Origin of the sequence: Nonomuraea sp. NPDC003804 (assembly GCF_040610675.1) — a bacterium.
In the GTDB taxonomy this organism is placed as follows: Bacteria; Actinomycetota; Actinomycetes; order Streptosporangiales; family Streptosporangiaceae; genus Nonomuraea.
Genome location: NZ_JBEXMT010000002.1, coordinates 364,611 through 379,971 on the forward strand (window position 1 = coordinate 364,611; position 15,361 = coordinate 379,971).

Sequence of the window (15,361 nt, forward strand, 5' to 3'; positions counted from 1 at the left end):
CGTGGCGGGCGTCCGCAACGTCGCCCGTGCGACGGGACTAGGGTGCTGGGCGTGCTGCACGCCGCCTATACCCGCTATCTGCGCTCCCAGGTGCTGAAGGGTCCGCTCCCCGCCCATGTCGCGCTGGTGATGGACGGCAACAGAAGGTGGGCCAAGGAGATGGGCCTCGAGAGCCCGAGCCACGGGCACCGCCACGGCGTCGAGCACATCGAGACCGTGCTCGGCTGGTGCGCCGACCTCGGCATCAGGCATGTCACGATCTACGTCGCCTCCGCGGACAACGTCCGCAAGCGCGAGTCCCGCCAGGTCGCCTTCTACATGCGGCTGATCGAGGAGATCATCGCCGGGCGGCTGATCCACTCGGCCACGCGCTGGCGGCTCCACGTGGCGGGACGGCTCGACGAGCTGCCCGACTCCACCGCCCACGCGCTCAAGCTCGCCATGGACCACACCCGTGACAGGGCGGGCTTCGACCTGACCGTCGCCATCGGCTACGACGGACGCCAGGAGGTGGTCGACGCGCTGCGGTCCCTGCTGACCGACCGGGCCGCCGCGGGCGTGCCCATCGCCGAGCTCGCCCGCACGATCACCGCCGACGACATCGCCGCCCACCTCTACACCGCGGGCCGCCCCGACCCCGACCTCATCGTCAGGACGAGCGGGGAGCAGCGGCTGTCGGGGTTCCTGATCTGGCAGGCGGCCGCGGCACGGCTCCACTTCTGCGAGGTGTACTGGCCCGGGTTCCGCCATATCGACTTCCTCCGGGCGCTCCGCTCCTACGCCGCCCGCCACCGCTGACCCGGTCGCACCCCCGCGCCATGCATGGGCGCGATAGAACGACCCAGGCTCCCCTCCCGCGTGGCGCGACGCTAGCGTTTGGGCATGCGCTCACGCCGTTCCTGCCTCGCGGTCCCGGGATCCAACCCGCGCTTCCTCGAGAAGGCCCAGACCCTCCCCGCCGACGAGGTCTTCCTGGATCTCGAGGACTCGGTCGCCCCCCTGGCCAAGGAGGAGGCGCGCAAGAACGTCGTGGCGGCCCTGCGCGAGGGCGACTGGGGCGGCAAGGTGCGCGTCGTCAGGGTGAACGACCTCACCACCCAGTGGACCTACCGCGACGTGATCGAGGTCGTGGAGGGCGCGGGGGAGTTCCTCGACTGCGTGATGCTGCCGAAGGTGCAGGACCCGACCCAGGTGCTGTGGCTCGACACCCTGCTCACCCAGATCGAGCGCACGATGGGCTTCGAGGTGGGCCGGATAGGCATCGAGGCGCAGATCGAGAACGCACGCGGCCTGGTGAACGCCGACGCCATCGCCGGGTCGTCGCCGCGGCTGGAGACGCTGGTGTTCGGGCCCGCCGACTTCATGGCCTCGATCAACATGCGGACGCTGGTCGTGGGGGAGCAGCCGCCCGGCTACACCGAGGGCGACGCCTACCACTACATCCTGATGCGGCTGCTGATGGCCGCTCGGACGCACGACCTTCAGGTGATCGACGGGCCGTACCTGCAGATCAGGGATGTCGAGGGATACCGGCGGGTGGCGCGCAGGGCGGCGGCGCTGGGGTTCGACGGGAAGTGGGTGCTGCACCCGTCGCAGGTGGAGGCCGCCAACGAGGTGTTCTCACCGGCCCAGGAGGACTACGACCACGCCGAGCTGATCCTGGAGGCGTACGAGTACTACACGACCGTGGAGCGGCGGGGCGCGGTGATGCTCGGCGACGAGATGATCGACGAGGCGTCGCGCAAGATGGCGCTGGTGGTGGCCGCCAAGGGCAGGGCCGCGGGCCTCCGGCGCACCACCACCTTCACGCCCGGGTCCTGAACGGTTCAGAAGGTCACGCCGACCGCGGTGAAGAACCAGAACGACGAGGTGAGCCACAGCCCGACCAGAGCCGCGAACGCCGTCCCGCCGAGCACCGGCAGACTCCACCCCGGCAGTCCCCTGCGCGGCAGCGCCAGCATCTTCGCGACGAACACCCCGTAGAAGAAGCAGCCGAGGAGCGAGTGGACCAGCACGCGGGGCGCGTCGTACTGCAGGCCGAGCGCGTACAGGCAGTGGAAGGCGACCGGCACGCTGAGCAGGAACGCCAGCCGTCCCGACCACCGGTGCACCCAGGCGGGGATGCTGACGCCGAGCTTGCCCCACATCGACAGCGCCGAGACCACCTGGACGATCGCCAGCAGGAAGACGCCCGTCGTCAGCCAGGACTTCATCGCCAGGGCCCCCGAGAACCCGGCGGGCCCGACCGCGTAGCCGGTAGGGGTGTGCAGGCGCCCGTAGACGCCGAGCGCGACCGCGACCAGCGCCCCGGTCAGCAGCGGCACCAGCAGGCCCACGGCGGTGCGCTTGTCCGTGGCGAAGGTCATGGCATCTCCTCGATGAATCCGTCGACGTCCTTCGGGGTGACGGCAGCGCCGTCGATGGCGACCGGCAGACCCGGTGTCAACGTGGGCACGGGCACCGGCTGGTCGTCCCTGACCATGGCCCCGACCTGGGTGAAGCCCTTGCCGTCCGGGAGGGCCAGGACGATCCACCCGGCCCGGTAGCGCGCGCCGCGCACCAGGGCGGTCGCCCGGTAGAGCCCCGAGGGCTTCTTGACCGTGGACGCGGAGAAGCCCAACGTCCTGTCGCCGAAGCGCAGCTCGCCCTTCGCCTTGCCGCCGCCGACGACGGCCGTGAGGCTGGCGTCGTTGAAGCCCTTCAGCGTGACCCGGCCGTTGACGGCCTTGCCGGCGAACCAGGCCTCGGTGATGCCGTCGCAGAAGTATCCGACGGCCTTGCCGTCCCTGACGGAGACGGCGACGAGCCCGCCGTTGTCCCGTACCCGGCCCGCGTAGTCGGCCTTGACGGCCGCCGGCCGTACGGATCTCGAGGGTGAGGGGGTGGCGGACGCGGTCGAGACGGCGGTCGCCACGGCGACCGGCGCGGGCGACGTGTCCGCCGGCTCCCCCGCGTTACTGACCACCCCCAGGCCGACGGCGAGCGCGGCGCCCGCCGCCAGGGTGATGAACGGCCCCAGCCTTGACATGAGTGCTCCCCAGATTCGGATGTCTCTCTCCGAGAATCCGCCTCGCCTGGCGCCTTGTCTGTGAACTAATGCGCATCCGCCGGACAGAATGAAGGGATGCACGACAACCAGCCTCCGGCTCCCTACGGCGCGCAGCCGCCATACGGCCCGCAGTACCAACCTGGGCCATACCCCCAGGCCATGTACGGCACGCCGCCTCCCAAGCCGGCGTGGTTCGTGCCGGCGCCGCCCGGCACCAGGTACGACCACCTGGCGAGGAACCCGCTGAACGCCTGGTGGCGCCAGGTGGTCGGCACGCTGTTCGTGGCGGCGTGCTTCTTCGGGGTGGCGGTGCTGGTGGTGGTGGCCGGAACCGTCGTGGCGGTGATCGCCGGCATCCCGGTGCCGATGGCGGGGGTGCAGCTGTTCGGTGACCCCGTGTTCACGCTGGCCGTCACGCTGCTGTCGATCGCCGGGGTGCTCCCGCTGGTCTACGCGGCCGTGGCGCTGTTCCAGCGCAGGCCGCCCGGCACGCTGTCGTCGGTCGTGGGGCGCCTGCGGTGGGGGTGGCTGGCGCGGTGCACGGGCGTCGCCGTGGCGGCGCTGGTGCTCGGGCAGGGGGCGCTCTACGTCGCCTACGCCGTCACCGGCCAGAACACCTCGGACCTGTTCGGCTGGAAGGGCTGGGCGGCGTTCGTGCCGGGGTTCGTGGTGATCCTGTTGCTGGTGCCGTTCCAGGCGGCGGCGGAGGAGTACATCTTCAGGGGCTGGCTCCTGCAGGCCTTCGGCGCCTACGTCACCTCACCGTGGCCCGGCATCGTGCTGGGGTCGGCCGGTTTCACCGCGCTGCACGCCTACACCGACTGGGGCATCCTCGACGTGTTCAGCTTCGGGGTCGTCATGGGCTGGCTGGCGGTGAAGACCGGCGGGATCGAGGCGCCGGTCGCCATGCACGTGGTGAACAACGTGTTCGCGTTCTCGCTCAGCTCGGCTGCCGGAGATCTCGAGGACGCCATGAGGCAGGGCTCCGTGCCGTGGCAGTCGCTGACGGGGACCGTCGTCCAGCTGTCGGTGTTCGCCCTGGGCGTGCTGTGGCTGACCAAAAAGCGGGCGATCGCCACCGTTTCTTCCTAAACCACGCCGGGGGTTCCACGAATCTCGCTAGAGAGGTCTCGTCAGCGCGGCGCGGGCGTGCTGGTGTGGATCCTGTGGAGGTGCGCGCAGGTGATCATTTCGGCGGGATGGGGTAGAAGTACCGGCGTACGTCTCCCGTTTTAGGCGTACATAACTGGACGGTCCGGATATTTCCTGACTAGGAGGTGCGTCGCGTGGCCTCGGGCCCCAGCGATCCGCGCTCGCCACGGCAGCCGCCGGAAGACGATCCGCGCGCTCCAGAGCCTCGCTCACCCGAGGACGCGGCGCACAGGGAAGGCGAGCCGCCGCGCCCCTCGGGCGGATCCGGTACGCCGGAGGAGCCGAGGATCAGGCACGCGCCTCCGGGGCCCAGCGACGACCGCGCCCGTGGGGTGCCCGTCGCCTCGCCGTGGGGGATGCCGCCGTTCGCCTCGCCGACCCCCGACGACCACCAGGCGGAGGAGGAGACCGCCGCGTGGCCGAAGGGGCGCAGACCTTACAGCTCACCGGCCGCACCCCAGGAGCCGAGAGCCCCCCGGGAGGCCACACCTCCCGCATCCGCGTCGTCCGAGGGCGAGCCGTCCCGCCCCCGCAGGATCGTGCACCCCGACAAGCTGGTCGCCACCGGGCCGCCCCGCCCGCGCCTCCCGGTCTCCCCGAGCACGCCGACCGGGAGCGGAGACAAGCCGAGCACGCCGACCGGGAGCGGTGAGCAGCCGGGCGCGTCGGCCGCGACCGGAGAGCAGCCGGGCGCGTCGGCCGGGAGCGGGAAGGAGCCGGGCGCACCCGACCCCGGCCTGTCCGAGCGCGACAGGCCGACCGCTCCGCATTCCCGCCCGCCGGGCATCAGGACGGGACCACCCCCGTCCCGCGTCGAGCCGTACCGGATGCCGCCGCGCCCCGAGCCGCACGAAGACAAGGGGCAAGGCGTCGACGGCCCGCCCCTCATCCACGAGCACGACCAGGCCCCCAGCGAGACCTCCGCCCAGCCGGAAAGGGCGCGCGGCGAGGCCTCCGCCCACTCGGAAGGCACGCACCGCCAGGCCCAGGCCCAGGCCCCTGCCCAGCCCGAGCCCCACGAGCACGACCAGGCCCCCGCCCACCCCGAAAGGGCGCGCGACCAGGCCCCCGGCCAGCCCGAAGGCGGCCCCGGCGACGAGTCCGGGCAGGACGCGCCCGTGCGCAGGGTCGGTCGCCCGCCGGGCGGTCGCCCCACCCGCCCCGACCTGCTCGTCGCCTCGGGCCCGACCCCGCCGGGCGGCGCCGCCGGCAGGCACCACCGCGGTCCCGCGCCCTCCGCGATGCGCAGGTCGAGCCCGGTCAGGCGGCGCCGCGTCGGCCCCTACCTGGTGGTGATCACGCTCGCGCTGACCGTGGCCGCCGGCGTCATCGCCTGGCAATGGTGGAACGGCGGGCAGCAGGGCCTCCGCCTGGCGGCGGGCGCCGGCCGTTCGGGTGACGAGCTGTTCGTGGTCCCCGCGGCGGGTGACGGTTCCAACCAGAAGCTCAACGATCTGGCCGCCGTCGGCAGGACGGTCGTCGCCGTCGGCAGCGACACCACCAGCCCCGTCCCCCGCCCGCTGTTCCTCTTCTCCCCCGACAGCGGCGCCACCTGGCAGCTCGCCGACGTCACCGGCTCCACGACCACCACCGTCCAGCGCGTGGTCGGCGCGAACGGCCGGTGGCTCGCCTTCGGCCAGGACGGCACGGGCGACGAGCGCGGCCTGTGGACCAGCACGGACGGGTCCACGTGGGCGGCCGTCGAGCAGAGCGGCCTGGAGGCGTTCAGGAAGGGCGACCTCATCCACGACATCGCCAGGACGTCGTCGGGATTCGTCGCCGTCGGCCGTACGGTCCTGCAGGACGGCACGCCGGGCCCCGTCGCCTGGCACTCGCCGGACGGCCGCGCGTGGACGCGGGTCGACAGCCGCGACATCGGCACGCCCGACAAGGTCCGCGAGTTCAGGACCGTCGTGGCCAGGGCGGATCAGGTCGTCGTCCTCGCCCAGCCGGCCCAGGGCGGCGGGTCGGTCGTCATGCGGTCGACGGACGGCGGGCGGACCTGGGTGCGCACCGCCACCCAACTGCCCGGCATCGCGCCGCGGCCGGGCACGCTCGCCGTGCTCCCCGAGCGTTTCGTGCTGATCCCGACCAGGCACCGCGAGCCCGGCGGCGACGTGCACGTGTACTGCTCGCCCACCGGCGCGGAGTGGACCAGGTGCGGCGCGATCGGCGGCCTCGGCGCCCAGAGCACCGGCGTCAACGCGGTCGTCGCCCACAGCGCCGGCCTGGCCGCCGTCAGCCAGTCGGGTCTCGACAGCTACACCGTTCACACCAGCGCCGACGCGGCCACCTGGACCAAGCGCGCCGACCTCGGCAGCATGCCGGGCGCGACCGTGCGCGGGCTGGCCCTGGCCGACTCGGGCACGCTGGTCGTCGGCGGCGACCAGGCCGCCGCCGACGTCGACAACCGGCTCGTGCTGATGACGGTCAAGGACGGCGAACGGCCCGCCACGGTACGGCTGGCCGACATCAGGGGCCTGACCAGGGTGGCCCGCGAGACCGCCAGGGTCGCGGCGGCCGACGGCCGCTTCGTCGCCGTCGGCTCCGCGTCGGCCGACGCGGGCATCTGGACCAGCACGAACGCCGTCGACTGGAAGTCCGTCACGCTCGCCGCACCCCGCCGGCAGCAGCTGTCCGACCTCGCGCACGGCCGCAAGGGCTGGCTCGCCGTCGGCACCACCATGCCGGACGCCTCCTCCACCGAGCCGTTGCTCGTCACGTCGGCGGACGGCCGCTCGTGGAAGAAGATCGAAGGGCCCGCCCGGGGCGACGGCCAGCCGTACCTGGCCACGCAGTCGGTGGCCGCGGGCGAGGGCGGCTACGTGATCGCCGGCGAGGAGCGATCGGCCTCGGGTACGGCTGCTGCCGCCCTCTGGTACTCGACCGACCTGCGGAAGTTCAGCCGCGTGGCCAAGCTGCCGCGTGACGGCGCGGGCGTCCGCATCCACGACGTCGCCGCAGGGCAGGGCGGCTACGTGGCGGTCGGCGGCTCCGGCGGCGCCGAACGCGAGAGCGGCGTCGTGTGGACCTCCGCCGACGGGCTCGCCTGGAAGGCACGCGGCCGGCTCCTGCCGCCCGACGCCACCTCCGCCGGCCTGCGCCAGGTCGCCTGGTACGGCGAGCGGGTCGTCGCCATCGGGACCGCCCAGGTGTCGGGCTCGCGCAAGGCGTTCGCCGCCGTGTCCGACGACGAGGGCGCCACCTGGGACTACGCCTGGCTGCCCGCCGAACGGGCCGCCGCCGTCCACGACCTGGCCGCCGCACCCCAGGGGCTGGTCGCGGTGGGCTGGCACGGCGTTCCCGGCAGCGGCGACAGCGCGGCCTGGACCTCCGAGGACGGGCTGGCATGGCACCGCCAGGACCTGACCAGGGACCGGCTGGGCGGGGAGGGCACGCAGTGGCTCGGCGCCGTCACGGTCTCCGGCTCCAACGTGGTCGCGCTCGGCCGCTCCACGACGTACAACTCCGACCACCTCGTCCTGTGGACCTCCACGCTGTCGTCCGACCGGTGACGGGCGACGTCACGGCGGCCCGCCGAAGTCGCGCTGGAGTGGCGTGATGGACGGGCGCCCGCCACGCGCCCACGGTGGGGCCGGCCCGGCTTGCCGTACGGGAAGGGGGGAGGGCCCAGGGGCAGGACGTTCCTCGGCGGGGGCGGTCGGGAGGGCAGGACGTTCCTAGGTTGGGTGGTCGGGGGGCAGGACGTGCCACGCCTGCAGGGCGGCGAGGAGGCCGTCGGTCAGCGGCAGGGCGTCCAGCTCCGCGCGCGAGCACCAGCGCGCGTCCGCCGCGTCGTCGCCCGGCGCGAGCGACCCCGCGACCACCGTGGCCACGTAGTCGCGGATCACGTAGACCACCCCGTTGGGCCCCGGCCGCTCGACCACGCCCGCCAGTGCGCCGACCGCCACCCGCAGCCCCGTCTCCTCCAGGACCTCCCTGCGCAGCGCCGCCTCGTCGCTCTCGCCCACCTCGACCCGGCCGCCCGGGATCGACCACAGCCCCTCACCGGGCGGGTGCCCGCGTCTGACCAGGAGTATCTCCGAATCCGCGACGATGATCGCGCCCACACAATTTACGCGCACATGGTCAAGATTACGGCGGCATAACGAGCTCCGCCCTTGACGGATCGGTGCCCGGGGACGCACCGTGAGTAGCTGTGAGAGCGGCACCAACCTGCCCACGGTGTTTCGGCCCGCTTCACGCACCGAGTGCGTGGTCGAGCGCGTGGCGCTGTGGCGCGCATGGCGATGTCCTGCCCTTCCAGACGCTGCAGCCGGCCAACACGGCCCGCGACGCGATCCGGCTCGGCGCGGTCGTGCCGGTGTGGCTGCCCTGGCCGCTGCCACCCGGCTGGCTGGTGACCGGCTTCGGCGTGGCGGGCGACGAGCGCACGGGTGCGCGGGCCAGCCTGGTCGCGCTGACCGGCCCGTCGGTCACGCACGGCCCCGCCGACCTGGTCGTCATCGCGGAGGAGCCGGGCGTCGGGCTGGGCGCGGCCTACGCGGGCATCGACGGCCCCGACCCTGGCAGGGGTTTCGGCGAGGGGCCGCCCAACGCCAAGATCGAGGTGCTCGGCCACCCGACGCCGCTGTGGTGCGTCGCGGCGCCCGACGACAGGGCCGTCTACGCGGGCGAGGCGCTCGGCAACTGGCTGTGGACCATCGTGTGGCCGGCCGAGGCGGGCTGCCTTCTCGTGCTCGACCAGCTGAGCCTGCGCGACCTGCGCGAACACGACCAGGAGCTGGACCTGCCGTTCGGCGCGTTCTCGCCGAGGCTGGAGGGCTAGGCTCGGGCACGGTCCCCCCTGACGGATCTGGGGGGCACGGTGTTCGACGTCAGGTTCTTCGTCGAGGCGTTCGTCACGATGTTCGTCATCATGGACCCGCCCGGCATCATCCCCCTCTTCCTCGCCTACACCGGTGGGCGCACTCCCGCCGAACGCAGGCGCATCGCCAGGCAGGCGGCGGTCACGGCGTTCTGCCTGATCGTGGTGTTCGCGGTCTTCGGGCAGGTCATCCTGGGCTACCTGCACGTCGAGGTGCCCGCCATGCAGATCGCGGGCGGCCTGCTCCTGCTGCTGGTCGCCCTGGAACTGTTGCGCGGGACGACGGAGCCGCAGGCGGGCACGGTCAAGTCGAATGTCAACGTGGCGCTGGTGCCGCTGGGCACGCCGTTGCTGGCCGGTCCCGGCGCGATCGTGGCCACGATCGTCTTCGCGCAGCAGGCGGGGGCGGTGCGGGGCGGCATCCTGACGCTGGGGCTGGCGATCGCGGCGGTGCACGTGGTGCTGTGGTTGTTCATGCGGTTCTCGGTGGGGATCATCCGGGTGATCAAGGAGAACGGGGTGGAGCTGGTCACGCGGATCGCAGGTCTGCTGCTGGCGGCGCTGGCCGTTCAACTGATCATCACCGCCGTCCGCGCCCTCGTCGCCTGACCCGCCCCCGCGACCCCACCCCGCCCGACAGGCCCCGGCCCGCGACCCCGCGCCGCCCGACGGCTCCCGCCCCCGCGACCCCGCGCCGCTCGACGGGCCCTGGCCAGTGGCTACGGGCCGCTCGACGGGCCCCGCCCCGCGACCCCGCGCCGCTCGACGGCTCGCAAGGCGGGATCCGGGCCCCGGTTGGCGATAGGGTGGCAGCGTGGGAGCGCGTATCGAGCGAGTGGTGACCGAGGGCGTCGTCGAGATCGACGGTGCCGAGCACAAGGTCGAGAACAACACCTGGATCGTGGGCGACGACGAGGAGGTCATCGTCATCGACCCGGCGCGTGACGCCGACAAGATCCTCGACCGGATCGGTGAGCGCGAAGTGCTCGCCGTCATCTGCACGCACGGCCTTCCCGACCACGTCGGCGCCGCCATCGAGGTGGCCAGCAGAGACGAGTCGGTGATCGCCCTGCACCCCAAGGACAAGCCGTTCTGGCGGGAGACCTGGTCGGAGACCTGGCCCGACATCGAGATGGAGGACGAGGGCGTGTTCGGCGTCGGCGACGTCCGTCTCGAGGTGCTGGAGACCCCCGGCATCACGATGGGCGGCGTCTCCCTCTACTCCGAAGAACTCGGCGCCGTCTTCACGGGCAAGTCGCTGCAGGCCGACGGTCCCGGCAAGCTCGGCGGCGAGTACCCTGCGCTGGCCGACCAGCTGACCTCGATCGGCGGCAGGCTCTTCACGCTGCCCGGCGCCACCAGGGTGCTGCCCAACCAGGGCGAGGAGACCACGATCGGCGACCTGGAGCCGCACTTCGACGACTGGGTGTCCGGGTCGCTGACCCGCGAGGCGCCCGCCGAGGGCCCGCTGACCGACGGCACGAACGCCGCCGGGATCAGGCTGAACCTGGGCGACCGGTAGGTGCTGGAGCAGCTCCCGCTCGAGGGCATGCCGCGACGGCTCTACTCGTGCACGCCGTCGCGGCTCAACTCGTGGCTCGACTGCCGCAGGCGCTACAGGTTCTCCTACCTCGACCGGCCGCAGCCGCCCAAGGGCCCGGCATGGGCGCACAACAGCGTGGGCGCCAGCGTGCACAACGCGCTGGCGGCGTGGTGGCGGCAGCCGTACGAGCGCAGGACCCCGGCGATGGCGGCGATCCTGCTGACCAACGGGTGGATCTCCGAGGGCTTCAGGGACGCCGAGCAGTCCACGCAGTGGCGTGATCGCGCCCGCGGCCTGGTCTCGGGGTACGTCGAGACGCTCGACCCCGCCGACGAGCCGGTCGGTGTGGAGCGGACGGTCGCCACACGGACGAAGGCCATCGCCGTCTCCGGGCGTATCGACCGGCTCGACAGGCGTGGCGACGAGCTGGTCGTGGTCGACTACAAGACCGGCCGGCGCCCGCTGACCGAGGACGACGCCCGGGGCTCGCTCGCCCTGGCGATCTACGCGATCGCCGCCTCGCGGGTGCTGCGGACCCCGTGCGCCACCGTCGAGCTGCACCACCTGCCGACCGGTGAGGTCGTCGAATGGCGGCACACCGACGAGTCGCTGGGCCGCCACCTGCGCAGGGCCGAGGAGATCGCGGAGGAGGCCGGCGAGGCCGACGAGCGTTACCGCGCGGGCGAGACGGAGGAGCCGTTCCCGCCGAACCCCGGCCCGCTGTGCTCCTGGTGCGACTTCCGCCGCCACTGCCCCGAGGGTCGTACGGCGGCGCCCGACAAGCTGCCGTGGGACGCCCTCGCCTGAGCTCCCGGGGCCTGACCGGTCGGTCCTGGCCCGGCACGGCCGGCGGACCGGCGTGCTCTCACGTGTGTCGGTGACCGGGGCGCTCTCGCCTGAGAGTCAGGACCGGGGGCGGGTCAGGCGGCCAGGGTGGTGCCCGGCCACCTGCGCGGGTCGGTCAGGCCCTTGAGTCCCTTGCTCACGTCGTAGCCGGCCTTGGCCAGGCGCTCCCGCGAGGCGGCCAGCATCTGCCGGGTCGGTTCGGCGAAGGCCAGGTCGTGCACGTGCTCGGGCAGCGAGTTGGCGCCGAGCCGGAACGCCCTCAGCGCCGCCGTGACCGTCGAGCGGGGCACCTCCGGCAGCGTGCCGTACATCCGCCTGGCCCAGCCGGGCAGCGTGTAGTAGCACAGCGCGCCGAAGGGGAAGTAGACCGGCTTGCCGGGTGAGAGCCTGCGCAGTTCCTGCGGCAGCCGCGGCCACAGCAGGAAGCGCACGGTCGCCGCCGACTCGTCGATGACCCGCAGCTTGGGACGCATCTCCGCGAAGTAGGCGGCCATCTCGGCCTGCGAGCCTGGCACGTCGTCCGGGTGCAGGCCGACGTAGGCGGCGCTCTTGCGCTGCTCGTGGAGGTAGCGGTCGGCCTGCCGGTCGGTCAGCCCGAGACCGCCCCTCCTGGCCACCTCCAGGTAGGACGACACCTCGGCGCAGTGCACCCACAGCAGGAGCTCGGGGTCGTCGACGCGGTAGGTCCTGCCGCCGTCGCTGATGCGTAGCATCCGGTGGATGCCGCGCACCTTGCGCCCGATCTCGTCGGCCTCCTGCGGGCTGCCGAACGTGACCCTGCCCACGAAGTCCGCGGTACGGCGGAGCCGCCCGAACGGGTCGTCCTGGAAGTTGGAGTTCTGCCAGACGCCGCGCATGGCCAGGGGATGGAGCGCCTGGAGCATGAGGCCGCGCACGCCGCCCACCCACATGGAGCGGTCGAGGTGCACGAGCCACGTCACAGCCTGGGGCGGCTGGACGACGATCTCTTCGATGCTCGCCATAGTAAGTAAATAATTACACGGCTGGGCGCCGGTTGGCCTCGGCGGTGTTCCAGAATCTCGTCAGCGCGGCCGCCGTCGTCTCCGGCGCCTCGACGGCGGGGGAGTGGACGGCGCCCGGCACCACCACGGTCTCGGCGCCGAGCCGTGTGGCCATCGCGGCCTGCGCGCTGGGCGGCCAGCCGTCGTCGTGCTCGCCGAACAGCACGAGGGTGGCCACCTCGATCTGCTTGAGCTCTTCGGTGCGGTCGGGCTGGTCGAGCACCTGCTCGGCCATCGTCGTCAGCGCCGTGGGGTTGTTGGCGAACAGCCGCTTGCGCAGGAAGGCCACGATCTCGTCGGGCACGCCGCCGCCGAGCGCCTCGGGTTCGTAGCGGGTGGTCCACACGTGTTCGAGGCCCAGCTCGGGCAGCTCGCGCATGATCGCCCGGCCCACCCGCTCGCGCGGTCCGACGATGCCCGAGGGCCCGGAGCTCATCAGCGTGAAGGAGGCGAACTTCGTGCGGCCGTCGATGACCGCCTCCCTGGCCACCAGGCCGCCGAAGGAGTGGCCGACCAGGTGGACGAGACCGCCCCCGCCGACGGCCGTCGCGACCGCGTCGACGTCGTTGCCGAGCGCGGGGCAGGTGTAGGCGGCGGCGTCGTCCGGGCCGGGTGTCTCGTACTGCCCGCGCATGTCGATCGCGACGACCTTGCGGTTGGCGGCGGCCAGCGTCTGCAGGACGGCGATGAAGTCTTCCTTGCTGCCGGTCAGGCCCGGCACGAGCAAGGCGGGTAGCCGCTCGATGACGCCGCTGATCGGGGTGGCCTCCAGGGCGGCGAACGAGCCGAGGGGCGTGTCGATCTGCACGGGGGTGACCCCGGGCGGCAAGGACAGGAAGCGCGGCGTACTCACGTAAGGCAACAATACCCAGAGCGCAGGGTGGGAACACCCCGAAATGGCGCATCTACCCAGCTTGACCTGCCAAAAGGCACACGCGGGAAAGCGCGAAGGCCGGGACGCTCCCGTGGTGGGGCGCCCCGGCCTTCGTGGCGTCAGCGGCGCCTGGGGCCGCCCGAGCCGCCACCGGTGCTACGCGGCCGACGCCGCTGCTGCTGGCGCTCGGACGCGGCCGACGGGGCGATCTCGTCGTCGTCGGTCGCCAGGTCGGGCGACTGGAAGATGACCGTGAACGCGTTCGGCGGCACGATCCGCTCGGGCTCCCTGCGCGCAGGGGGCGGCGGCGGGGTGGTGAGGAAGCTCGGCTCCTCGACGGGCGGAGCCGCCTGCTGCTCGGCCACGGAGGCGAGTGCTCCTTCCAGCGCCTCCGAGGAGGCGCCCCTGCGGGTCCTGGTCCGCCTGGACGGCTGGTCGGCGGCGGCCTCGATCTCCTCGGTGGAGACGATGGCAGGGGTGTCGTCGTTCCTGCGGGAGCGCCTGCGCATGGGCTTCTCCTCTGGCGCGATCGTCGATGCGGTGCTTTCGGTGTCCTCGATCAGCCCGGTCGCGGGCGCGCCGGCCGGAGCGGTGGCGACCGCCTCGGTGACAAGCGCGGCGTCGTCCGGCACGGTCGGGACGAGTTCGTCGGCACCGGCCTCCGTGGAGCGGCCGCCCCTGGTGCGGCGACGCTGGCGGGGCGTGCGGGCGGGGCGCGTCTCGCGCTCCTCCCTGTCCTTGCGGCCGCGCGAGCGCGAGCGCCCCGTCTCGCCGAGGTCCTCGAGCTCCTCGGCCGCCAGACCCGCCCTGGAGCGGGCGGCACGCGGCAGCACGCCCTTGGTGCCTTCGGGGATGCCCAGCTCGCTGTAGACGTGGGGCGAGGTGGAGTAGGTCTCCTCCGGCTCCATGAAGTCGAGGCCGAGCATGTTGTTGATCATCTTCCAGCGGGTCAGCTCCTCCCACTCGACGAAGGTGACCGCGGTGCCGGTGCGTCCGGCCCTGCCCGTGCGCCCGATGCGGTGCACATAGGTCTTGTCGTCGGTGGGGGCGTCGTAGTTGACCACGTGGGTGACGTCGTCGATGTCGATGCCGCGCGCCGCCACGTCGGTGGCGACCAGCACGTCGATCTTGCCGTTGCGGAAGGCGCGCAGCGCCTGCTCGCGCTGGCCCTGCCCGAGGTCGCCGTGGACGGCCGCCACCGCGAAGCCGCGGGTGTCGAGCTGCTCGGCGACCATGTCGCAGGCACGCTTGGTCTCGCAGAACACCATCGTGAGGCCGCGGCCGTCGGCCTGCAGCAGGCGGCCCACGATCTCGATCTTGTCCATCCGGTGGGTACGCCAGACGAGCTGGCGCACCTGCGGCGTGGCCTCACCCTCGCCGCTGTCCATCTCGGCGCGCACGTGGGTGGGGCGGTTGAGGTACTTGCGCGACAGCGCGACGATCTCACCCGGCATGGTCGCCGAGAACAGCATCGTCTGCCGCTGGTCGGGGATCAGCTTGAAGATCCGCTCGATGTCGGGAAGGAAGCCCAGGTCGAGCATGCGGTCGGCCTCGTCGAGAACCAGTGTGGTGATCTGCGACAGGTCGAGGTGCTTCTGCTTGACCAGGTCGAGGAGCCGGCCGGGGGTGCCGACGATGACGTCGACGCCCACCTTCAGCGCCTCGATCTGCGGCTCGTAGGCGCGCCCGCCGTACACGGTGAGCACGCGGGAGCCGAGCTTGCCCGCGGCGGTGACCAGGTCCTCGGAGACCTGGACGGCCAGTTCGCGGGTGGGTACGACGACCAGCCCGCGGGGCTTCTTGCGGTTCTTGCGCGGCTTGCCGATGCTCTGCAGCATCGCGATGCCGAACGCGTAGGTCTTGCCCGTGCCGGTGCGGGCCTGACCGATGAGGTCCTGACCGGCGAGGGCGAGTGGGAGCGCCATCTCCTGAATGGGGAACGGCGCGACGATGCCCTCGGTCTCGAGGGCATCAGCGATCTCTGGTGTGACTCCGAGGTCTCGGAAAGTCGTCAGCGTGGCCTGCCTCAGTCTCAAATGAAGGCGGG

13 protein-coding genes and 1 pseudogene are annotated in these 15,361 nt (G+C 72.6%); 8 read left to right on the top strand and 6 right to left on the bottom strand.

All coding sequences use genetic code 11. The features are described from left to right. Positions 1 to 51: 51 nt before the first annotated feature. Entirely contained in the window at positions 52 to 798 is a 747-nt protein-coding gene (gene uppS / locus ABZX22_RS03940; protein ID WP_354905871.1) for a polyprenyl diphosphate synthase, read from the top strand. A gap of 84 nt (positions 799 to 882) precedes the next feature. After that, the gene (locus ABZX22_RS03945) at positions 883 to 1,821 is read left to right on the top strand and encodes a CoA ester lyase (protein WP_354905872.1); all 939 of its coding nucleotides are present in this window, start codon (positions 883 to 885) and stop codon (positions 1,819 to 1,821) included. Positions 1,822 to 1,826: 5 nt separating this feature from the next. On the opposite strand, the gene ABZX22_RS03950 is transcribed toward ABZX22_RS03945, so the two are convergent. Then, the gene (locus ABZX22_RS03950; RefSeq protein WP_354905873.1) at positions 1,827 to 2,366 is read right to left on the bottom strand and encodes a DUF6529 family protein; all 540 of its coding nucleotides are present in this window, start codon (positions 2,364 to 2,366) and stop codon (positions 1,827 to 1,829) included. After that, positions 2,363 to 3,028, bottom strand: a complete 666-nt coding sequence (locus ABZX22_RS03955) for a hypothetical protein (protein WP_354905874.1) — start codon at positions 3,026 to 3,028, stop codon at positions 2,363 to 2,365. The genes ABZX22_RS03950 and ABZX22_RS03955 overlap by 4 nt, the downstream gene beginning before the upstream one ends. A 96-nt stretch (positions 3,029 to 3,124) precedes the next feature. On the opposite strand from ABZX22_RS03955, the gene ABZX22_RS03960 reads away from it, so the two are divergent. Then, positions 3,125 to 4,141, top strand: a complete 1,017-nt coding sequence (locus tag ABZX22_RS03960) for a CPBP family glutamic-type intramembrane protease (protein WP_354905876.1) — start codon at positions 3,125 to 3,127, stop codon at positions 4,139 to 4,141. Between the two features lie 194 nt (positions 4,142 to 4,335). Further along, positions 4,336 to 7,716, top strand: coding sequence for a hypothetical protein (locus ABZX22_RS03965; RefSeq protein WP_354905877.1), 3,381 nt, complete (start codon positions 4,336 to 4,338; stop codon positions 7,714 to 7,716). A 165-nt stretch (positions 7,717 to 7,881) separates the two neighbouring features. Here ABZX22_RS03965 and ABZX22_RS03970 read toward each other — a convergent pair whose 3' ends face one another. Next, a complete protein-coding gene (locus tag ABZX22_RS03970) occupies positions 7,882 to 8,286 on the bottom strand; it encodes an NUDIX hydrolase (protein ID WP_354905879.1) in 405 nt (134 codons plus the stop codon). Between the two features lie 74 nt (positions 8,287 to 8,360). Here ABZX22_RS03970 and ABZX22_RS03975 point away from each other — a divergent pair, with 74 nt between their 5' ends. From ABZX22_RS03975 to ABZX22_RS03990, 4 genes are all read left to right on the top strand, one after another. Beyond that, a complete protein-coding gene (locus ABZX22_RS03975) occupies positions 8,361 to 8,990 on the top strand; it encodes a DUF6758 family protein (RefSeq protein ID WP_354905880.1) in 630 nt (209 codons plus the stop codon). 39 nt (positions 8,991 to 9,029) lie between these two features. Further along, positions 9,030 to 9,638: a MarC family protein gene (locus ABZX22_RS03980; protein ID WP_354905881.1), complete on the top strand. Its 609-nt coding sequence runs from the start codon at positions 9,030 to 9,032 to the stop codon at positions 9,636 to 9,638. 205 nt (positions 9,639 to 9,843) lie between these two features. Then, the gene (locus tag ABZX22_RS03985; protein ID WP_354905883.1) at positions 9,844 to 10,551 is read left to right on the top strand and encodes an MBL fold metallo-hydrolase; all 708 of its coding nucleotides are present in this window, start codon (positions 9,844 to 9,846) and stop codon (positions 10,549 to 10,551) included. Then, positions 10,552 to 11,379: a PD-(D/E)XK nuclease family protein gene (locus ABZX22_RS03990; RefSeq protein ID WP_354905885.1), complete on the top strand. Its 828-nt coding sequence runs from the start codon at positions 10,552 to 10,554 to the stop codon at positions 11,377 to 11,379. 113 nt (positions 11,380 to 11,492) lie between these two features. Here ABZX22_RS03990 and ABZX22_RS03995 read toward each other — a convergent pair whose 3' ends face one another. The 3 genes and pseudogenes from ABZX22_RS03995 to ABZX22_RS04005 all read right to left on the bottom strand — a co-directional run. Next, positions 11,493 to 12,401, bottom strand: coding sequence for an oxygenase MpaB family protein (locus ABZX22_RS03995; protein ID WP_354905887.1), 909 nt, complete (start codon positions 12,399 to 12,401; stop codon positions 11,493 to 11,495). A 13-nt stretch (positions 12,402 to 12,414) separates the two neighbouring features. Then, on the bottom strand, positions 12,415 to 13,293 hold the full coding sequence (locus ABZX22_RS04000; protein ID WP_354905889.1) for an alpha/beta hydrolase: 879 nt from the start codon (positions 13,291 to 13,293) through the stop codon (positions 12,415 to 12,417). Between the two features lie 674 nt (positions 13,294 to 13,967). Next, positions 13,968 to 15,239 (bottom strand): annotated as a pseudogene (locus ABZX22_RS04005) (DEAD/DEAH box helicase); the annotation flags it as partial. Between the last annotated feature and the right edge of the window lie 122 nt (positions 15,240 to 15,361).